Source organism: Enterobacter sp. P82, assembly GCF_037053385.1.
Taxonomy (GTDB): Bacteria; Pseudomonadota; Gammaproteobacteria; order Enterobacterales; family Enterobacteriaceae; genus Enterobacter.
This window is the reverse complement of sequence record NZ_JBALHX010000001.1, coordinates 2,522,890-2,541,674: the sequence shown is the minus strand read 5'-3', so window position 1 is coordinate 2,541,674 and position 18,785 is coordinate 2,522,890. Positions and strand designations below refer to the sequence as shown.

At 54.4% G+C, this 18,785-nt stretch carries 20 protein-coding genes; 7 read left to right on the top strand and 13 right to left on the bottom strand.

Going from position 1 to position 18,785, the window contains the following annotated elements; all coding sequences use genetic code 11:
- Positions 1-12: 12 nt before the first annotated feature.
- On the bottom strand, positions 13-897 hold the full coding sequence (locus WB237_RS12180; RefSeq protein WP_114978091.1) for a nucleoside-specific channel-forming protein Tsx: 885 nt from the start codon (positions 895-897) through the stop codon (positions 13-15).
- A 267-nt stretch (positions 898-1,164) separates the two neighbouring features.
- Positions 1,165-1,704 (bottom strand): DUF3251 domain-containing protein, encoded by a 540-nt coding sequence (locus WB237_RS12175; protein WP_336213273.1) that lies wholly within the window; start codon positions 1,702-1,704, stop codon positions 1,165-1,167.
- Positions 1,705-1,855: 151 nt separating this feature from the next.
- On the opposite strand from WB237_RS12175, the gene nrdR reads away from it, so the two are divergent.
- The 5 genes from nrdR (at position 1,856) to thiL (ending at position 5,461) form a co-directional block, all read left to right on the top strand.
- Complete coding sequence (gene nrdR, locus WB237_RS12170; RefSeq protein WP_008503337.1) at positions 1,856-2,305, top strand: transcriptional regulator NrdR; 450 nt, start codon at positions 1,856-1,858, stop codon at positions 2,303-2,305.
- A 4-nt stretch (positions 2,306-2,309) separates the two neighbouring features.
- Entirely contained in the window at positions 2,310-3,413 is a 1,104-nt protein-coding gene (gene ribD / locus WB237_RS12165) for a bifunctional diaminohydroxyphosphoribosylaminopyrimidine deaminase/5-amino-6-(5-phosphoribosylamino)uracil reductase RibD (protein WP_336213270.1), read from the top strand.
- Positions 3,414-3,500: 87 nt separating this feature from the next.
- Complete coding sequence (gene ribH, locus WB237_RS12160) at positions 3,501-3,971, top strand: 6,7-dimethyl-8-ribityllumazine synthase (RefSeq protein WP_006176874.1); 471 nt, start codon at positions 3,501-3,503, stop codon at positions 3,969-3,971.
- A gap of 21 nt (positions 3,972-3,992) precedes the next feature.
- Positions 3,993-4,412 carry a transcription antitermination factor NusB gene (gene nusB / locus WB237_RS12155; RefSeq protein ID WP_006809908.1) on the top strand — a complete coding sequence of 140 codons (420 nt, stop codon included), beginning with the start codon at positions 3,993-3,995 and terminating at the stop codon, positions 4,410-4,412.
- A gap of 77 nt (positions 4,413-4,489) precedes the next feature.
- Positions 4,490-5,461 carry a thiamine-phosphate kinase gene (gene thiL, locus WB237_RS12150; protein ID WP_336213267.1) on the top strand — a complete coding sequence of 324 codons (972 nt, stop codon included), beginning with the start codon at positions 4,490-4,492 and terminating at the stop codon, positions 5,459-5,461.
- A 68-nt stretch (positions 5,462-5,529) separates the two neighbouring features.
- Here the strand turns inward: thiL and WB237_RS12145 are convergent, their stop codons facing one another.
- The 4 genes from WB237_RS12145 to xseB all read right to left on the bottom strand — a co-directional run bounded on the left by WB237_RS12145 (position 5,530) and on the right by xseB (position 9,596).
- Entirely contained in the window at positions 5,530-6,504 is a 975-nt protein-coding gene (locus WB237_RS12145; protein WP_336213265.1) for an aldo/keto reductase, read from the bottom strand.
- A 62-nt stretch (positions 6,505-6,566) separates the two neighbouring features.
- The gene (gene dxs / locus WB237_RS12140) at positions 6,567-8,429 is read right to left on the bottom strand and encodes a 1-deoxy-D-xylulose-5-phosphate synthase (RefSeq protein ID WP_336213263.1); all 1,863 of its coding nucleotides are present in this window, start codon (positions 8,427-8,429) and stop codon (positions 6,567-6,569) included.
- 24 nt (positions 8,430-8,453) lie between these two features.
- Positions 8,454-9,353 (bottom strand): (2E,6E)-farnesyl diphosphate synthase, encoded by a 900-nt coding sequence (gene ispA / locus WB237_RS12135; RefSeq protein ID WP_028017656.1) that lies wholly within the window; start codon positions 9,351-9,353, stop codon positions 8,454-8,456.
- Positions 9,354-9,596 (bottom strand): exodeoxyribonuclease VII small subunit, encoded by a 243-nt coding sequence (gene xseB / locus WB237_RS12130; RefSeq protein ID WP_008503331.1) that lies wholly within the window; start codon positions 9,594-9,596, stop codon positions 9,354-9,356. It abuts the gene before it with no gap.
- Positions 9,597-9,787: 191 nt separating this feature from the next.
- Between xseB and thiI the strand changes: the two genes are divergently transcribed.
- Positions 9,788-11,236, top strand: a complete 1,449-nt coding sequence (thiI, locus tag WB237_RS12125; RefSeq protein ID WP_114977924.1) for a tRNA uracil 4-sulfurtransferase ThiI — start codon at positions 9,788-9,790, stop codon at positions 11,234-11,236.
- Between the two features lie 93 nt (positions 11,237-11,329).
- On the opposite strand, the gene yajL is transcribed toward thiI, so the two are convergent.
- Together yajL and panE are read right to left on the bottom strand one after the other, a co-directional pair.
- Positions 11,330-11,923, bottom strand: a complete 594-nt coding sequence (yajL, locus tag WB237_RS12120; protein WP_237995583.1) for a protein deglycase YajL — start codon at positions 11,921-11,923, stop codon at positions 11,330-11,332.
- Positions 11,886-12,797, bottom strand: coding sequence for a 2-dehydropantoate 2-reductase (gene panE, locus WB237_RS12115; protein ID WP_336213256.1), 912 nt, complete (start codon positions 12,795-12,797; stop codon positions 11,886-11,888). The genes yajL and panE overlap by 38 nt, the downstream gene beginning before the upstream one ends.
- Positions 12,798-12,918: 121 nt before the next feature.
- Between panE and WB237_RS12110 the strand changes: the two genes are divergently transcribed.
- Positions 12,919-13,410, top strand: a complete 492-nt coding sequence (locus WB237_RS12110) for a YajQ family cyclic di-GMP-binding protein (RefSeq protein WP_028017651.1) — start codon at positions 12,919-12,921, stop codon at positions 13,408-13,410.
- 32 nt (positions 13,411-13,442) lie between these two features.
- On the opposite strand, the gene WB237_RS12105 is transcribed toward WB237_RS12110, so the two are convergent.
- From WB237_RS12105 to cyoB, 5 genes are all read right to left on the bottom strand, one after another.
- The gene (locus tag WB237_RS12105; protein ID WP_336213253.1) at positions 13,443-14,804 is read right to left on the bottom strand and encodes an MFS transporter; all 1,362 of its coding nucleotides are present in this window, start codon (positions 14,802-14,804) and stop codon (positions 13,443-13,445) included.
- A gap of 149 nt (positions 14,805-14,953) precedes the next feature.
- Complete coding sequence (gene cyoE / locus WB237_RS12100; RefSeq protein WP_028017649.1) at positions 14,954-15,841, bottom strand: heme o synthase; 888 nt, start codon at positions 15,839-15,841, stop codon at positions 14,954-14,956.
- 11 nt (positions 15,842-15,852) lie between these two features.
- Entirely contained in the window at positions 15,853-16,179 is a 327-nt protein-coding gene (locus WB237_RS12095) for a cytochrome o ubiquinol oxidase subunit IV (protein ID WP_028017648.1), read from the bottom strand.
- Positions 16,179-16,793 carry a cytochrome o ubiquinol oxidase subunit III gene (locus WB237_RS12090; RefSeq protein ID WP_028017647.1) on the bottom strand — a complete coding sequence of 205 codons (615 nt, stop codon included), beginning with the start codon at positions 16,791-16,793 and terminating at the stop codon, positions 16,179-16,181. The genes WB237_RS12095 and WB237_RS12090 overlap by 1 nt, the downstream gene beginning before the upstream one ends.
- The gene (gene cyoB / locus WB237_RS12085) at positions 16,783-18,774 is read right to left on the bottom strand and encodes a cytochrome o ubiquinol oxidase subunit I (protein WP_028017646.1); all 1,992 of its coding nucleotides are present in this window, start codon (positions 18,772-18,774) and stop codon (positions 16,783-16,785) included. Before cyoB ends, WB237_RS12090 begins: the two co-directional genes overlap by 11 nt.
- Positions 18,775-18,785: the final 11 nt, after the last annotated feature.

Here is an 18,785-nt window from a genome sequence, read left to right as displayed (position 1 = left end):
ACTACCACAAGGTTAGAAGTTGTAACCCACGACCAGGTAACCACCCCAACCGGTAGAACGAACGCTGAAGTCACCCTTACCGAAGTTCAGGCTGGCATCGTCGTTCCACTGACCACCGTTGTGCCAGTAACGAGCAACAACAGAGTAGTGCCAGTGATCGTAGTTCAGGGCCAGGATGTGGCTGGAAGCGATAGAGTTGCTGGTGCGAGCGTGCTTCCCATTGTTGTCATAGAAGTTGTCGTCACCCAGATCTGAACCCCAGTCGAAGTTAGTGAAACCGATGTAGCTCAGGTTACCGCCCCACAGCTGCGTCAGCGGTACAAAGTATTTCACTTTGAAACGGTATCCATCCCACTCGTTTTCGTTGGACGCACCGTAGTTCTGCCACTGGTATTTCGCGTAAATGTTCATGGACAGGCTCATCGGCAGGCCAGTGTCGATGTCGGTACCCAGACCCATATACCAGGTGCTTTGTTCCTGAGAATCGTTGCGACCCATGTCATAGATGTAGTTGTTCGCGAAGTACCACTCTTTGAACGGACCGAAGCTCAGATCGGTGCCGGTCAGTTTATCGATAGAGAAGCGTGGTTCGATTTCCATGAACAGCGGGGAACCGTTGTTCCAGATACCTTTCGCATCGGTATTACCACCGAAGAATACCGGCAGATCCACGTAACCGTAGAAATCAAACCAGTCTTTCTTGGCGAACGCTTCGTACTCCAGGTAGGTATCGTTGCGGATCTGTGGTCCGAAACGGGTGTGGTAGCTACCCACGACGTTAACACTCTGGTGCCACCAGTCGGAGAGGTATTGTGGTTTATCGTTTTCCGCTGCGTTAACAGTGAAAGAGGAGGAAAGTGCCAGCACAGCGCCGGCTGCAAGTAATGTTTTTTTCATAATCATGCCACTGATTGAAATTCCCTTCCGGGAGTGAAAAATGCGCGAATTGCGTTTCTAAATATTTCGTGTTTCTGCGGTGCCTATTATAGGAATCCCTGCTCACAAAAATATGTGTTGTTTCACATATCTCTCACACGCGTAATCGATTGCGTTCACGTTTGCGTACTTTAAACGGCCGGGATTGTAGCGACAATCATTTATGTTGCCAATCCATACGAAATGTAAATGTTAGCGGAGTGACATTGCACTCCGCTGAAGGAGGGGTTACTGCGCGGCGGGCTGGATATCGTGGATGCGGATAAAACCTAACTGATCTGGCGTGAGTCCACTCAGTTGAAGCGGGATATCAACATCGCTGGGCGCCAGTATACTCGCGGGAGCAGTGAACAACTGGTTCTTCACATTCACTTCCTGATAGCTCTCGGTAGTGCCCTGGATCTGGCCCCACTCGACGGTGCCACTGAAGGCCGGAAGTGGCTCGTTGGATTCACCCTGGATGCGTAATGTTGCGCGAGTACCATCTGCATTCGCCGCAACGTTCACCAGTGACATTTTCAGCGTGCCAATCTGGCTATTGAGCCGCGCAGGCGTATTGGCACCAGGCAGCAGATACACCCCGCTGCTGGATTTTGCGTTCAGCGCGTTTTGTTGGGTGATCTTCACCGTTTCTTTATTCAGTTTGTCCATCGCCGTATTGAGCGTGTTGACACTTTGTTTCATCTGGCGAACTTCGGTTTGCTGTGCACAGGCGCTAAGGGTGAAGAGGCTCCCCACCAGCAAAATCTTCAGGTAACGTCTTGTCATTGCGTTTATTTCCTTGAAATAACGGATCCTCATTATGGTAGCCAGCATCCACCTGTCAGACATAGATCCTTTGTCTCAAAAAGCTCTTCCTTTGTTGTCAGGCCAGATCAGGGTAAAATGAAATGAGTTAACCAGATAACAGGGATACCGTATGCATTGCCCATTCTGCTCCGCTGTGGATACCAAAGTCATCGACTCTCGTCTTGTGGGCGAAGGGTCTTCTGTACGCCGTCGTCGGCAGTGTCTGGTGTGTAATGAGCGTTTTACGACCTTCGAGGTTGCAGAGCTGGTTATGCCGCGCGTGGTAAAAAGTAACGACGTGCGAGAGCCGTTTAACGAAGAGAAGTTGCGCAGCGGAATGCTGAAGGCTCTGGAAAAACGCCCCGTCAGCGCGGATGACGTTGAAATGGCGTTAAATCACATTAAATCTTATCTTCGTGGTCTGGGGGAACGTGAAGTGCCAAGCAAGATGATTGGCAACCTGGTGATGGAGCAGTTGAAAAAGCTCGATAAGGTCGCCTATATCCGCTTCGCCTCGGTCTACCGGAGTTTCGAAGATATCAAAGAGTTTGGCGAAGAGATCGCCCGCTTACAGGATTAAGCTCATGCAGGATGAGATTTACATGGCGCGAGCCATGAAGCTGGCGCAGCGCGGTCGTTTTACCACCCATCCTAACCCGAACGTCGGGTGCGTTATCGTCAAAGATGGCGAGATTGTGGGCGAAGGTTTTCACTATCGTGCGGGCGAGCCGCATGCTGAGGTTCACGCGTTGCGCATGGCTGGTGAGAAGGCGCGCGGTGCTACGGCCTACGTCACGCTGGAGCCCTGCAGTCATCACGGCCGTACGCCACCGTGCTGCGAAGCACTGATTGCGGCGGGTGTTTCACGCGTCGTCGCGTCAATGCAGGACCCGAACCCGCAGGTTGCCGGTCGCGGTTTGTATCGTCTGCAGCAGGAAGGGATTGACGTCAGCCATGGGCTGATGATGCAAGACGCGGAAGCGATCAATAAAGGCTTCCTCAAGCGCATGCGCACCGGGTTCCCATACATCCAACTTAAGCTGGGCGCCTCTCTGGACGGTCGCACGGCAATGGCGAAAGGTGAGAGCCAGTGGATCACCTCGCCGCAGGCAAGGCGCGATGTGCAACGTCTGCGTGCGCAAAGCCATGCTATCCTCACCAGCAGTGAAACCGTTCTGGCTGACGATCCGGCCATGACCGTGCGCTGGAACGAACTGAATGCCGATACCCAGGCGCTTTATCCGCAGGAGAACCTGCGTCAGCCGCTGCGTATTGTCATAGATAGCCAGAACCGCGTCACACCTGAACACCGTATTGTGCAGCAGCCTGGTGAAACCTGGATTGCGCGCACTAAAGAAGATTCACGTGACTGGCCGGAAGGTGTTCGCAGCATCATGGTGCCGGAGCATAACGGGCATCTGGATCTCGTGGTGCTGATGATGTTACTCGGCAAACAACAGGTGAACAGCATCTGGGTAGAAGCGGGGCCAACGCTCGCCGGTGCGCTCTTACAGGCTGGGCTGGTGGATGAACTGATTGTTTACGTTGCACCTAAACTGTTGGGTAGCGACGCGCGTGGCCTGTTTGTGCTGCCCGGCCTTGAAAAACTGGCCGATGCACCACAACTCAAATTTAGCGAGATTCGTCCGGTGGGTCCGGATGTCTGCCTCCATTTAACGACAGCGTAATTGCTCCTGAAATAGGGAAGCAGTACGCAAAGTATTATGATAAAATCCGCCCCCCTGCGGGGCCAAATGAACCCGTAAAGGAAGAGTATGAACATTATTGAAGCTGCTGTAGCTACCCCGGACGCTCGCGTCGCCATCACCATTGCGCGTTTCAACAACTTCATCAACGACAGCCTGCTGGAAGGTGCCATTGACGCCCTGAAACGTATCGGCCAGGTTAAAGATGACAACATTACCGTTGTTTGGGTTCCAGGTGCTTACGAACTGCCACTGGCAGCAGGCGCGCTGGCAAAAACCGGTAAATACGACGCGGTGATTGCTCTGGGTACTGTTATTCGTGGCGGCACTGCGCACTTCGAATACGTTGCGGGCGGTGCAAGCAATGGTCTGGCACACGTTGCACAGGATGCTGAAATTCCTGTCGCGTTTGGCGTGCTGACCACCGAAAGTATTGAACAAGCCATCGAACGTGCTGGCACTAAAGCCGGTAACAAAGGTGCAGAAGCTGCACTGACCGCGCTTGAAATGATCAATGTATTGAAAGCCATCAAGGCCTGATTTTTTTGTAAGGGGAATTCCGTGAAACCTGCTGCTCGTCGCCGCGCCCGTGAATGTGCCGTCCAGGCACTTTACTCCTGGCAGTTGTCCCAGAACGACATCGCTGATGTTGAATACCAGTTCCTGTCAGAACAGGACGTGAAAGACGTTGACGTTCTGTACTTCCGTGAACTGCTGTCGGGAGTGGCGACTAATAGCGCGTATCTCGATGGTCTGATGAAGCCATACCTGTCTCGTCTGCTCGAAGAGCTGGGTCAGGTTGAAAAAGCAGTGCTGCGCATTGCGCTGTTTGAGCTGTCTAAACGTGATGATGTGCCGTATAAAGTGGCCATCAACGAAGCGATCGAACTGGCGAAAACCTTCGGCGCTGAAGACAGCCACAAGTTTGTAAACGGCGTACTTGATAAAGCAGCACCTGCGATCCGTCCCCACAAAAAGTGATCCGCAAACCGGAGTTCTGCATTGCCTGATGGGCAGTGCGGCTCCGGTTTTTTCTTTTATTTGCTGAGGCATAACGTATGGCATGCGGCGAATTCTCCCTGATTGCCCGTTATTTCGACCGTGTCAGAACCTCTCGTCTTGATGTTGAAACCGGCATTGGCGATGACTGCGCACTTCTCAATGTTCCCGAAAAACAGACGCTGGCAATCAGCACCGACACCTTAGTGTGCGGACGTCATTTTTTACCGGATATCGGTCCTGCCGATCTGGCGTATAAAGCGCTGGCCGTCAACGTGAGCGATCTGGCGGCGATGGGCGCCGATCCTGCATGGCTGACGCTGGCTCTGACGCTGCCAGAGGTAGATGAAGTCTGGCTGGAAGCCTTTAGCGATGCGTTGTTTGAGCAGCTCAACTACTACGATATGCAGTTGATTGGCGGTGATACCACTGCCGGGCCGCTGTCGATGACGCTGGCGATCCACGGCTATGTGCCACTCGGTCGCGCGCTGAAACGATCGGGTGCAAAACCCGGCGACTGGATCTACGTGACCGGTACGCCGGGCGACAGCGCCGCGGGGCTGGCGATCCTCCAGGACCGCTTAACCGTGAAGGATGCTGACGACGCGGCATATCTGGTGAAACGCCATTTGCGGCCAACACCGCGTATTCTGCACGGTCAGGCACTGCGCGAACGGGCTAGTTCGGCTATCGATCTCTCTGACGGGCTGATTTCAGATCTCGGCCATATTCTGAAGGCCAGCGGCGTGGGTGCGCGTGTTGACCTGGATCACTTCCCGCTGTCAGAGCAACTGCTTCGCCATGTAGAACCTGAGCAGGCGCTGCGCTGGGCACTCTCCGGTGGAGAAGATTACGAGCTGTGCTTCACGGTGCCTGAGCTCAACCGTGGAACGCTGGACGTGGCGTTAGCCCATCTCGGCGCGAAATTTACCTGCATCGGGCAGATCATGCCGGAGAGCGAAGGGCTGAAGTTTGTGAGAGATGGTGCGCCCATTACGCTGGAATGGAAAGGATACGATCACTTCGCGTAAGTTTGTGCGCTCAGTATTGCCGGGTGGCGGCTTCGCCTTACCCGGCCTACGGATTAGAGGGTGAGGGCTTACTTAAACCCTACCACCGGATGCTGTTGATATGGTGTCTCCAGCTCGGCAATCTGCTCCGGCGTCAGCGTGATATCCACCGCATTCAGCAGTTCATCCAGTTGCTCTTCTCGCGATGTACCAATAATCGGTGCCGCAACCCCACGTTTACCCAGCAGCCACGCCAGCGCCACCTGGGCCCGGGTTGCACCGGTTTCGTCAGCAATCCCGGCTAAACGTTCGGCAATCAACGCATCGCTGGCCTCTGTGCCTTCATACAGATTTTTTCCCACTTCATCCGATACCAGGCGGGCCGTGGTTTCCCCCCACGGACGGGTCAGGCGACCGCGCGCCAGTGGGCTCCACGGGATCACCGCCACGCCCTCCTGATGGCACAGCGGCAGCATCTCACGTTCTTCTTCGCGATAGATCAGATTGTAGTGATCCTGCATGCTGACGAAGCGCGTCCAGCCATGCTGTGCCTGGAGATCGAGCGCCTGTGCAAACTGCGACGCGTGCATTGATGAGGCGCCGATGTAGCGTGCTTTACCCGCTTTTACCACGTCGTTGAGCGCTTCAAGCGTCTCCTCGATCGGCGTGTTGTAATCCCAGCGGTGAATTTGCAGCAGATCGACATAATCCATGTTCAGACGTCTGAGACTGTCATCAATGGAACGCAGGATCTGCGCGCGAGAAAGTCCCTGAGCCAGATCGCCCACCGGGTAATACACCTTGGTGGCGACCACAATTTCATCACGACGGGCAAAATCGCGCAGGGCACGGCCGACAATCTCCTCGCTGCTGCCGTCGGAGTAGCTGTTGGCGGTGTCAAAGAAGTTAATGCCACCTTCGATGGCGCGTTTGATGATAGGGCGGCTACTCTCTTCCGGCAGCGTCCAGGCGTGATTACCCCGGTCAGGCTCGCCAAAAGTCATGCACCCCAGGCAAAGTCGGGAAACGTTAAGATCTGTTTTTCCTAATGTCGTGTATTGCATGGTTCCACTCCTGCTTTTTAAACAATACGTTTAAGCATAGCAGGAGCGGAAAAGGGGAGGGATCAGGCAAGCCAGGTACGAATTTTGGCTTCAATGCCTGCAGCATCCAGGCCAATCGCCGTGCGGGCTTCGTCCTGAGTACCTTGCGGAATGAAGTGATCCGGCAGACCGAGGTTCAGCACCGGAACGGCTTTACGATTCGCCATCAGCACTTCGTTCACGCCGCTGCCCGCGCCGCCCATGATGGCGTTTTCTTCCAGCGTCACCAGCAGGTCATGGGTTTCCGCCATGTTCAGGATCAGGGATTCATCGAGCGGTTTCACAAAGCGCATATCCACCAGAGTGGCATTCAGCGTTTCAGCCACTTTCGCGGCCTCTGGCATCAATGTGCCGAAGTTCAGGATCGCCACTTTCTCACCGCGACGCTTCACCAGACCTTTACCTATCGTCAGCTTCTCCAGCGGTTGCAGCTCAACGCCTACCGCATTACCGCGTGGGTAGCGAACCGCGCTTGGGCCGTCCTGATAGTGGTAGCCGGTAAACAGCATCTGACGACATTCGTTCTCGTCGGATGGCGCCATGATGACCATATCCGGGATACAGCGCAGGAACGACAGGTCAAAAGCCCCCTGGTGTGTCTGTCCGTCCGCACCGACGATGCCTGCACGATCGATAGCAAACAGCACAGGCAGCTTCTGAATGGCAACGTCATGGATCACCTGATCGTAAGCGCGCTGCAGGAAGGTGGAGTAAATCGCGACAACCGGTTTATAGCCGCCAATTGCCAGGCCTGCTGCAAACGTCACCGCGTGCTGCTCGGCAATGGCAACGTCAAAATACTGGTCAGGGTATTTTCTGGAGAACTCCACCATGCCGGAGCCTTCACGCATGGCCGGGGTGATCGCCATCAGCTTGTTGTCTTTTGCCGCGGTTTCGCACAGCCAGTCGCCGAAGATTTTTGAATAGCTCGGCATGCCGCCGCTGCTTTTTGGCAGACAACCACTGGACGGGTCGAATTTCGGCACCGCGTGGAAGGTGATCGGATCTTTTTCCGCCGGCTCGTAGCCACGCCCTTTTTTGGTCATGATGTGCAGGAACTGCGGGCCTTTCAGGTCGCGCATGTTCTTGAGCGTCGACACCAGCCCCAACACGTCGTGTCCATCAACCGGGCCAATATAGTTAAAGCCCAGCTCTTCAAAGAGGGTACCCGGCACGACCATGCCTTTGATGTGTTCTTCGGTACGCTTGAGCAGCTCTTTGATCGGCGGTACGCCGGAGAAGACTTTCTTCCCGCCTTCACGCAGCGAGGAGTAAAGCTTACCGGAGAGCAACTGCGCCAGATGGTTGTTCAACGCGCCGACGTTCTCGGAAATCGACATTTCGTTATCGTTAAGAATAACCAGCATGTCCGGCTTGATATCACCCGCGTGGTTCATGGCCTCAAAGGCCATGCCAGCAGTGATGGCTCCGTCGCCAATCACGCAGACGGTGCGACGCTGCTTGTTCTCTTTTTCGGCGGCAACGGCAATACCGATACCCGCTGAAATAGAGGTGGACGAGTGGCCGACGCTCAGCACGTCATACTCGCTCTCACCGCGCCACGGGAACGGGTGCAGGCCGCCTTTCTGACGAATGGTGCCAATTTTATCGCGACGCCCGGTCAGAATTTTGTGTGGATAGGCCTGGTGACCCACGTCCCAGATGAGCTGATCGAACGGCGTGTTATAGACATAGTGCAGCGCCACGGTCAGCTCTACCGTGCCAAGCCCGGAGGCGAAATGGCCGCTGGAGCGGCTTACGCTGTCGAGCAGGTAACGACGCAGCTCGTCGCACAGCTTCGGCAGGCTCTCTTTCGGCAACAGACGTAACTCCTGGGTGGAGTCAACTAACGCCAGTGTCGGGTATTTGGCAATATCAAAACTCATCAAAGGCTCATCGAGATAGTGTGTTTATTTATCACGCTGGATTATATAGTCCGCTAGCGCTTCCAGTGCCGAAGTATCCAGTGATTGCGCGGCCAGTTGATTCAGCGACTGGCGGGCATCCTCTATCAAATCCCGGGCTTTACGTTGGGCTTGCTCAAGACCCAGCAGGGCGGGGTAGGTACTTTTGCCAAGCTGCTGGTCCGCACCCTGACGTTTACCCAATGTTGCAGTATCGCCCACCACATCCAGAATGTCATCCTGAACCTGGAATGCCAGACCGATACTTTCTGCGTATCTGTCCAGAATCGGCAGGGCTTTGCGCCCTTGCTCACCCGCGCTCAGCGCGCCCAGGCGAACGGCGGAACGAATCAATGCCCCGGTTTTATGGCGATGGATACGCTCCAGCTGTTCCAGATTAACCTGACGTCCTTCGGCGTCCAGATCCAGTGCCTGCCCCCCGCACATACCGGCCACACCGCTGGCCATGGCCAGTTCGGAGATCATTGCCAGACGGTCGCGATCGGCCACCTCAGCCATCGGTGCATCGCTCAAAATCGAAAATGCCAGTGTTTGCAGGGCATCTCCCGCCAGAATGGCATTTGCTTCGCCAAACTTGATATGGCAGGTAGGTTGACCCCGACGTAAGTCGTCATCGTCCATTGCCGGTAAATCATCGTGGATCAGCGAGTAGGCATGGATACACTCAACGGCGGCTGCCGGAGCGTCCAGCGTGTTTTCGCTGATACCAAACATATTGCCTGTGGCATAGACCAGGAATGGGCGCAGGCGCTTTCCACCCAAGAGTGCGCCATAGTGCATGGCCTCAACCAGTGGAGTGTTCTGAAAAGGCTGTGGCTCGATAAAACGGCGCAGCGCATCGTTGGCACGCGCGACGCATGCCTGAAGCTCGTTGGCAAAATCCATTTACTCGGCGTCCGGTGTAAAAGGCGTGGTTTTAGCGTCTTCGCTGTCGGACAGCAGGATCTGCACACGCTGTTCGGCCTGCTGCAGTTTGACCTGCCCCTGACGTGCCAGTTGCACGCCACGCTCGAATTCGTTGAGTGCCTCTTCCAGCGGGAGATCGCCGCTCTCAAGACGGGTAACGATTTGCTCCAGTTCACTCAGCGCAGTTTCGAAACTGGCCGGTGCGTCGTTCTTCTTCGGCATAGTGAATTGACTCTTATATTCTCAGCCCTGACATGGTAACGGACTCAGGGCAATTATCAAATAACGCGCAATGTGCACAGGAGCGGCGCGATGGTGGTATACTTGCGCGCCTGGAAGCAGCCTTCGGTTATAGGGGCTGCTGTATTTTTCCATTACAAGCCTTATAAGCTTGCCTAAGAAACATTGCCGCCATGAAGTTTATCATTAAATTGTTCCCTGAAATCACCATCAAAAGCCAATCTGTGCGTTTGCGCTTTATTAAAATTCTCACCGGGAACATTCGTAACGTATTAAAGCACTACGACGAAACCCTTGCCGTGGTGCGCCACTGGGACCACGTTGAAGTCCGTGCGAAAGACGAAAACAAACGTCAGGATATCCGCGACGCACTGACCCGTATTCCGGGCATTCACCATATTCTGGAAGTGGAAGATGTTCCTTTCACCTCCCTGCATGACATCTTCGAAAAAGCGCTGGTGCAGTACCGCGACCAGATCGAAGGCAAAACCTTCTGTGTCCGCGTGAAGCGTCGCGGTAAGCATGAATTCAGCTCCATTGAAGTGGAACGTTACGTTGGCGGCGGTCTGAATCAGCACGTCGAGTCTGCGCGCGTGCGTCTGACCAACCCGGACGTAACCGTTAACCTGGAGATCGAAAACGATCGTCTGCTGCTGGTGAAAGGTCGTTACGAAGGTATTGGCGGTTTCCCAATTGGTACTCAGGAAGATGTATTGTCACTGATCTCCGGCGGCTTCGATTCCGGCGTCTCCAGCTATATGCTGATGCGTCGTGGCTGCCGCGTGCACTACTGCTTCTTCAACCTGGGCGGCGCGGCACATGAAATCGGCGTTCGTCAGGTTGCGCATTATCTGTGGAACCGCTTCGGCAGTTCCCACCGCGTGCGTTTCGTGGCGATCAACTTTGAGCCGGTCGTGGGTGAAATCCTCGAGAAAGTCGACGACGGCCAGATGGGCGTGGTGCTGAAGCGTATGATGGTGCGTGCAGCATCCAAAGTGGCTGAGCGCTACGGCGTGCAGGCGCTGGTTACCGGTGAAGCGCTTGGCCAGGTCTCCAGCCAGACGCTGACCAACCTGCGTCTTATCGACAACGTGTCAGATACGCTGATCCTGCGTCCGCTGATTTCCCACGACAAAGAGCACATCATCGACCTGGCGCGCGAAATCGGTACTGAAGATTTTGCCCGTACCATGCCGGAATACTGCGGCGTGATCTCAAAAAGCCCGACCGTCAAAGCGGTGAAGGCGAAGATCGAAGCGGAAGAAGAGAACTTCGATTTCGGCATTCTGGAAAAAGTGGTGGCGGAAGCGTCCAACATTGATATCCGCGAGATTGCCCAGCAGACCGAACAGGAAGTCGTAGAAGTTGAAACCGTGAGCGGTTTCGGCGCTAACGATGCAATTCTGGATATTCGCTCCATTGATGAGCAGGATGACAAGCCGCTGCAGGTTGAAGGCGTCGAAGTGGTTTCTCTGCCGTTCTACAAGCTGAGCACCAAATTTGGCGACCTCGACCAGAGCAAAACCTATCTGCTGTGGTGTGAGCGTGGGGTGATGAGCCGTCTGCAGGCGCTGTATCTGCGCGAGCAGGGCTTTGCGAATGTGAAGGTGTATCGCCCGTAGTTTCTCACCCGGTGGCGCCTCGCTTACCGGGCCTACGGGTGTATGCATTTGTAGGCCGGGTAAGGCGCAGCCGCCACCCGGCTTTTCTTTGCACTACTCTTCATAATAATTATAAATCCCCGCCGGTATCACCAGCGATGACGCCACTTCGTACGCCTTCTCACGCCCGACCAGCAGGTCAATAATCTTTAAGCCAAAATCAATCGCGGTACCGGGCCCCTGGCTGGTCAGCAGGTTGACGCGCGGGTCCCAGACGACGCGTTTATCCACCCAGTGCTCTTCCGGGATCGTATCCTTAAGCCCTGGGAAACCGGTCATATTGCCGATGGGGAAAATGTCGTGCGGAACCAGAACCGTTCCGGCGGCGGCGCAGATGGCTGCGACGATACGGCCGGATAAATGAAACTGGCGCACGGTTTCGACCAGCAGCGGGCTGTCGCGAAAGCACTCTGCGCCCTTCAGGCCACCGGGCAGGACGATGATGTCGTATTCCCCGTCGGCCACCTGCACCAGCGGGGCATCCGCGAGGATTTTTACCCCGCGTGAGCAGGTGATTGCCAGATTACCGTCGCTGGCGACGCTGGCGGTTGTCACCTTAATACCGCCGCGCACCATTAAATCAATGGTGGTGACCGCTTCTGTCTCTTCGCTACCAGGAGCGAGGCAGACCAGTGCCGACGCGCTCATATTCACTCTCCTTACGTTTAACCAGGTCATACAGACGGGCGTTTTCCGGCACCGTAATACCGTGTGCGCGGGCGCGTTTTAGCAGATAGCCGGTAATGTAGTCGATTTCAGTGTGGCGTAATGCCCGAACATCCTGCAACATCGAGGAGATATTTTCTGCAGTACTATCAATAACCTGCTCGACATAATAGCGTAAATCCTCCGCCGAGGTATGCAAGCCTTCCCGTTCAATGACCTCCGCGACTTCTGCACACAGCATCGCAACCTCCTGCGGATGTTTTTTCAGTTCTCCGTTCGGACAGTTCCACAACGCGGTTAGTGGGTTAATCACGCAGTTTACGGCCAGCTTGCGCCAGAGCTGAGGACGGATATTGTTATGCCAGGCCACGTCCGGCAATACCTTCTGCAGTATGTCGGCAAGATAACTGTAGTCGCCATCCTGTGTCCTGGCTGGGCCGATATGCGTCACCCCACTGGCGACATGTACGATGATATTGCCGTCGCGACGTGCAGCGTGCGTGGTCGTTGCCATCAGCAGCGGCTGCGGGATACTTTTGAGCTCATCAAGCGTCCCCATGCCGTTATGCAGCAGCAGAACAGGGGAAGTGGGGGGGAGTTGAGCGGCCAGTGCTTTTACGGCGTCTGAAACCTGCCATGCCTTGAGCGTCACCAGTAAGAGGTCGCTTTGCGCCAGGAAGTCAGGATCGTTCGCGGTGAGAGATTCGTTAAAGATGCTTCCGTCTTCACCAATCAGGTTTACCCTGCAATAGGGCTGGGGCACGCGCAGCCAGCCCTGAACCTCATGTCCGTGCTTGCACAGCGCGGTCAACCACAGCTGACCAAGCGCTCCGCATCCGAGCACTGTAATTTTCATTGTTCCTCCTCACCTGCAACTGCGCCAGGTGTTACAGCTTAATTATACAGCTAAGCTTCTGTTGAGTTATGCCTCGTAGCGGGTATTATGCAACGCAACAAAAGTGAAGGGAGAAGAAAAGATGCCATCTTTCGATATTGTTTCCGAAGTTGATATCCAGGAAGTTCGCAACGGCGTTGAGAACGCAACCCGCGAAGTTGAGTCACGTTTCGATTTTCGTGGCGTTGAGGCAACGTTTGAGCTGAACGATGCAAATAAGACCATTAAGGTGCTGAGCGAGTCTGATTTCCAGGTGAATCAGCTGCTCGACATTCTGCGTGCCAAGCTGTTAAAGCGCGGCATTGAAGGAACATCTCTGGATGTGCCGGAAGAGTTTGTGCACAGCGGTAAAAACTGGTTTGTCGAAGCCAAACTGAAGCAGGGTATTGAGAGCGCGGTGCAGAAGAAGATCGTTAAGCTCATCAAAGACAGCAAGCTGAAAGTGCAGGCGCAGATCCAGGGCGAAGAAATTCGTGTAACGGGCAAATCCCGTGATGATTTGCAGTCCGTAATGGCGCTGGTGCGTGGCGGCGATCTGGGGCAACCGTTCCAGTTTAAAAACTTCCGCGATTAAGACGAAAATGCCCGGTCAGACCGGGCATTTTTTCAGGCTTTGAGTGCCTGCTCGACTTCAAAGCGGTTAGTTACCTTACTGTCTATTTTGACATAGGCACTGCGCTCTTCCGGGGCGATCAGCACTTCACTTACCCCCTCCGTGGTTTCAAGACGCTGTTTGAGTGCGTCGTTGATCTCAACATCATCCGGAATTTCTACTCGCAGACTGCTGACGTAGCGCGGTTCTTTCATGGTGCTGGCAACCAACAGCCAGACAGTAGCCAGCAGCGCGCCCGCAAGGAACACGGTTTGTGAGTCAAACAGACCATCCACCCAGCCGCCAAGCGAACCGCCAATTGCCACGCCGATAAACTGGCTGGTGGAGTAAATACCCATCGCCGTGCCTTTGTAACCCGCAGGAGATTCTTTACTGATAAGCGACGGCAGCAACGCTTCCATCAGGTTAAACGCCAGGAAGAAGAGTTGCACACCCGCTACCAGTTCCCAGAAGTGAGGGCCGGAGCCCCAGAGCACAATCTCGGCAATCAGCAGTACCGCCACGCAGCCCACGAAGACGCGCTTCATCTTGCGTTTCACTTCGGCGTAGATGATGAACGGTACGACGGAGACAAACGAAATTAGCATCGTGACCAGATAGATTTTCCAGTGCTCAGCGGCCGGGAAACCCGCCGCAGCAAGCTGGCCTGGCAGGGCGACAAAGGTCGACATCAGCAGGATATGCAGGCACATAATGCCAAAATTGAGCTTGAGCAGGCGAGGCTCGACAATCACTTTGCTGAAGCAGCCTTTTACCATCCCGGATTCACGGTTGAGGACGTGGTTTTTGCTGTCTGGCACCACCCATAGGGTTAAGACGATACCGACTGTCGCCAGCACGGCAATCATCCAGAACAGGGCGTGCAGGCCGAGTGCATGGGTAATAATGGGGCCGAGCACCATTGCAATGGCAAAGGTGACGCCAAAACTTACACCGATAAACGCCATCGCCTTAGTGCGGTTTTGCTCGCGGGTTAAATCTGACAGCAATGCCATCACCGCAGCAGCTATTGCGCCGGAACCCTGCAAGGCCCGGCCAAGAATAATGCCCCATATGGAGTGGGAGAGGGCGGCAATGACGCTCCCGAGAACAAAAATAAGCAGACCACCGACAATTAGCGGTTTTCGTCCAACCCGGTCAGAGAGCAGGCCAAACGGGATCTGGAATACCGCCTGCGCCAGTCCGTAGATACCGATTGCGAGTCCAATCAGCGCTTCGCTGGCTCCCTGCAACGCCATACCGTACGTGGTCAGAACAGGCAGGACCATAAACATGCCAAGCATCCGTAGCGAGAAGACAGTCCCTAAGCCCCAGGTCGCGCGAAGCTCGCCTGGCGTCATTTTATAATCGTTCATTACCACCTCAGTTCAAAAGCAGGCCATAGTGTAGTGCGGGGAAGGGGCGGGGTAAATAAAGGGTTATTTAACAAATATTACATGCGTTATTAATAGATTCAGTGAATAAAAAAGGGTGCCGAAGCACCCCTCTATTCACCTGTTGTGGCTTACCAGACGTAAGTCAGCAGGTTGTGTGATTCAGGCACCATGAAGTCTACGGACATCATCACGGACAGCGAGGTGATGGCCACAATCGAGAACACAAACAGTTTGCGCGCCCAGACTTTGTCATCCTCCACTTTGTAACCGCGCAGCGCCATACCGAGCCACCAGACGCTCACTGCGGCCGCTACCGCCAGATATTTGTATCCAGCGTAGCCGCCCAGAGAGAGCATCAGTGTTGCCACGGCAAAAGCGATGATGTACAGCGTGATGTGGTTCTTGGCAACGGAGATGCCTTTCACGACTGGCAGAACCGGGATATTCGCTGCCTGATAATCCTTAAAGCGGAAAATCGCGATGGCATAGGAGTGCGGCATCTGCCACAGGCTAAAGATAGCCAGCAGGATAGCTGCACCACTGTCGAACTCGTTCGTGACCGCGCAGTAGCCAATCACCGGCGGCGCAGCGCCGGAGAGAGAACCAATCAGCGTGCCGTAAACGGAGTGACGTTTCATATACAGGCTGTAAACGCCCACATAAACCACGAACCCCATCACCCCCAGCCAGCAGGCCAGTGGGTTAGCACCAAACCACAGCAGCATAAAGCCAGCAATACCCAGCAAGGTGGCGTACACCAGCGAGACGGAAGGGGCGATCAGGCCTTTCACCAGCACCCGATTTTTGGTCCTTTCCATCTTCTTGTCGATATCCATGTCGATGTAGTTGTTAAATACACAACCGGACGCAACAACCAGTGACACACCGACCAGCGTGTAGATAAAGAGGGTGTAATCAATGCTACCTTTAGAGGCCAGCAGGAACCCTCCGATCACAGAGATCAGGTTGCCAAAGATGATGCCTGGTTTCGTTACTTGCAGGTATTGCTTAAACATACTCGCCGCTCTTAGTGAACCATCATGTTGTAGTTGAGGTTCCACATAATCCAGATGGAACCGACTACCAGGATAGCGATGATAATCACGGTAAAGACGAAGGCCGTCATGTTCCAGCCTTCATCGGACTTGGTGTTCATGTGCAGGAAGCAAACCAGATGCACCAGAATCTGAACCACAGCGGTGACCAGGACAGTGCCCAGAATCGCCGCGTGAGAAGCAGAACCGCTCATCACCATCCAGAACGGGATCACCGTCAGGATGATCGACAGGATAAAACCTGTCATGTAGGTTTTTACGCTACCGTGGGAAGCGCCATGATCGGTTGAATGACTCATTACATCGCCCCCATCAGATAGACAACAGAGAACACACAGATCCATACCACGTCCAGGAAGTGCCAGAACAGGCTCAGGCACATAATACGGGTACGGTTAGTGCTGGTCAGGCCGCGACGGGATACCTGGAACATCAGTACCGCCATCCAGATCAGGCCTGAGGTTACGTGCAGACCGTGAGTACCGACCAGCGCGAAGAACGCGGACAGGAAGCCACTACGATCAGGCCCGAAACCTTCCATAATCAGGTGATGGAATTCATAGATTTCCATCCCGATAAATCCAGCACCAAACAACCAGGTCAACGCCAGCCAGGAGACAACCTGGCTCTTGTTGTTTTTATACATGGCGATAGCCGCCATGCCGTAGGTGATAGAGCTGAATAACAGCAGTGCGGTTTCAACCAGAACGAACGGCAGTTCAAAGATGTCCTTGCCAGTCGGGCCGCCCGCTGTGCCGTTCACCAGAACGGCATAGGTCGCGAACAGACAGCAGAACAGAATGCAGTCGCTCATCAGGTAGATCCAGAAACCGAAGACTTTGGTCGGTCCTGTATCGTGGTGCGCATGTTCATGCGCGTGGGCAGTTGAGTGCGCCAGAGTATCAGTTGCCATTTTTCAGCCCCGCTTTAGAAATCTCGTCGAAATGCTGGTTTTCCAGTTTTTCGACTTCACGGACTGGTACGTAGTAGTCCACGTCCTCGTCAAAGCTCTTCACAATCCAGCTAATGATGACGCCAGCGAAGCTCGCAATCGCCAACCACCAGATGTGCCAGATCATTGCGAAACCAAACACCGTTGCGAAAGCGGCAATCACAATGCCCGCGCCGCTGTTTTTCGGCATATGGATCTCTTCGTAATGAGCAGGTTGCTTGTACGCTTCACCTTTTTCTTTCATTTCCCAGAATGCGTCACGCTCATGAACGTGTGGCACGATGGCAAAGTTATAGAACGGAGGTGGAGAAGAAGTCGCCCACTCCAGCGTACGACCACCCCATGGGTCACCGGTCAGGTCACGGTTCTGATCGCGGTCGCGAATAGAAACGTAGAACTGAATCAGCTGGCATGCGATACCCAGTGCAATCAGCGCCGCACCACAGGCTGCAACAACCAGCATTGGGTGGAACTGAGGGTCAATCTGCTGGCTCAGGCGACGGGTCATACCCATGAAGCCCAGCACATACAGCGGCATGAACGCTACGAAGAAGCCGATGATCCACAGCCAGAACGCACGTTTGCCCCAGGTCTCGTTCAGCGTGAAGCCGAACGCTTTTGGCCACCAGTAAGTGACGCCAGCGAAGCAACCGAAGACCACACCACCAATAATAACGTTATGGAAGTGCGCAATCAGGAACAGGCTGTTGTGCAGTACGAAGTCAGCACCCGGTACCGCCAGCAGTACGCCGGTCATCCCACCCACGGAGAAGGTCACGATGAAGCCGATGGTCCACAGCATTGCTGAGTGGAACACGATGCGGCCCTGGTACATGGTGAACAGCCAGTTGAAGATCTTCACCCCGGTAGGGATGGCGATAATCATGGTGGTGATACCGAAGAAGGCGTTTACGTTCGCGCCAGCACCCATGGTGAAGAAGTGGTGCAGCCAAACGATGAACGACAGCACGGTAATACACACGGTTGCCCACACCAGAGAGGTGTAACCAAACAGGCGCTTACGTGAGAAGGTCGCTGCGATTTCGGAGAACACACCGAAGACAGGCAGAACCAGAATGTACACTTCCGGGTGACCCCAGGCCCAAATCAGGTTGATGTACATCATCATGTTGCCACCCATATCGTTGGTAAAGAAATGGGTGCCCAGGTAGCGGTCCAGGGTCAGCAGCGCGACGGTGACGGTCAGAATTGGGAAGGAGGCAATAATCAGGATGTTGGCGCACAGAGATGCCCAGGTAAATACTGGCATCTTGAACATCGTCATGCCAGGGGCACGCATCTTGATAATGGTCACGAAGAAGTTAATACCGGTCAGGGTTGTACCGATACCGGAGAGCTGAATCGCCCAAATCCAGTAGTCGACACCTACGCCAGGACTGTATTCAATTCCCGAAAGCGGTGGATAAGCCAGCCAGCCGGTCTGAGCAAATTCGCCCACACCCAGTGACAGGTTAACCAGGATTACGCCGACAACCGTGAACCAGAAGCTCAGGTTGTTCAGGAACGGGAATGCAACGTCGCGCGCGCCGATTTGCAGCGGAACGACAACGTTCATCAGACCGATAACCAGCGGCATCGCCACGAAGAAGATCATGATAACGCCGTGGGCGGTAAAGATCTGATCGTAGTGGTGAGGCGGCAGGAAGCCCGCTTCACCCGCAGAGGCAAGCACCTGCTGGCTACGCATCATGATCGCATCCGCAAAGCCACGAATTAACATGACGATACCGACGATGCAGTACATGATACCGAGTTTTTTGTGGTCAACCGAAGTCAGCCACTCATTCCACAGGTAGCTCCACTTACCGAAGTAAGTGATTAAGGCCAGTAAAGCCGCACCACCAATGATAATTGCAGCCACCGTAACCACGATAATGGGTTCATGGTATGGCACTGCATCCAGTGTCAATTTTCCGAACATTTTCTTCCTCG

Coding starts and splice junctions, on each gene's coding strand:
- WB237_RS12145 (WP_336213265.1), bottom strand. CDS start 6,504: ATGCAATACACGACATTAGGAAAAACAGATCTTAACGTTTCCCGACTT.
- WB237_RS12110 (WP_028017651.1), top strand. CDS start 12,919: ATGCCATCTTTCGATATTGTTTCCGAAGTTGATATCCAGGAAGTTCGC.
- panE (WP_336213256.1), bottom strand. CDS start 12,797: ATGAAAATTACAGTGCTCGGATGCGGAGCGCTTGGTCAGCTGTGGTTG.
- WB237_RS12175 (WP_336213273.1), bottom strand. CDS start 1,704: ATGACAAGACGTTACCTGAAGATTTTGCTGGTGGGGAGCCTCTTCACC.
- WB237_RS12095 (WP_028017648.1), bottom strand. CDS start 16,179: ATGAGTCATTCAACCGATCATGGCGCTTCCCACGGTAGCGTAAAAACC.
- dxs (WP_336213263.1), bottom strand. CDS start 8,429: ATGAGTTTTGATATTGCCAAATACCCGACACTGGCGTTAGTTGACTCC.
- xseB (WP_008503331.1), bottom strand. CDS start 9,596: ATGCCGAAGAAGAACGACGCACCGGCCAGTTTCGAAACTGCGCTGAGT.
- cyoB (WP_028017646.1), bottom strand. CDS start 18,774: ATGTTCGGAAAATTGACACTGGATGCAGTGCCATACCATGAACCCATT.
- ispA (WP_028017656.1), bottom strand. CDS start 9,353: ATGGATTTTGCCAACGAGCTTCAGGCATGCGTCGCGCGTGCCAACGAT.
- ribD (WP_336213270.1), top strand. CDS start 2,310: ATGCAGGATGAGATTTACATGGCGCGAGCCATGAAGCTGGCGCAGCGC.
- thiI (WP_114977924.1), top strand. CDS start 9,788: ATGAAGTTTATCATTAAATTGTTCCCTGAAATCACCATCAAAAGCCAA.
- WB237_RS12180 (WP_114978091.1), bottom strand. CDS start 897: ATGAAAAAAACATTACTTGCAGCCGGCGCTGTGCTGGCACTTTCCTCC.
- nrdR (WP_008503337.1), top strand. CDS start 1,856: ATGCATTGCCCATTCTGCTCCGCTGTGGATACCAAAGTCATCGACTCT.
- cyoE (WP_028017649.1), bottom strand. CDS start 15,841: ATGTTTAAGCAATACCTGCAAGTAACGAAACCAGGCATCATCTTTGGC.
- WB237_RS12105 (WP_336213253.1), bottom strand. CDS start 14,804: ATGAACGATTATAAAATGACGCCAGGCGAGCTTCGCGCGACCTGGGGC.
- thiL (WP_336213267.1), top strand. CDS start 4,490: ATGGCATGCGGCGAATTCTCCCTGATTGCCCGTTATTTCGACCGTGTC.
- ribH (WP_006176874.1), top strand. CDS start 3,501: ATGAACATTATTGAAGCTGCTGTAGCTACCCCGGACGCTCGCGTCGCC.
- WB237_RS12090 (WP_028017647.1), bottom strand. CDS start 16,793: ATGGCAACTGATACTCTGGCGCACTCAACTGCCCACGCGCATGAACAT.
- yajL (WP_237995583.1), bottom strand. CDS start 11,923: ATGAGCGCGTCGGCACTGGTCTGCCTCGCTCCTGGTAGCGAAGAGACA.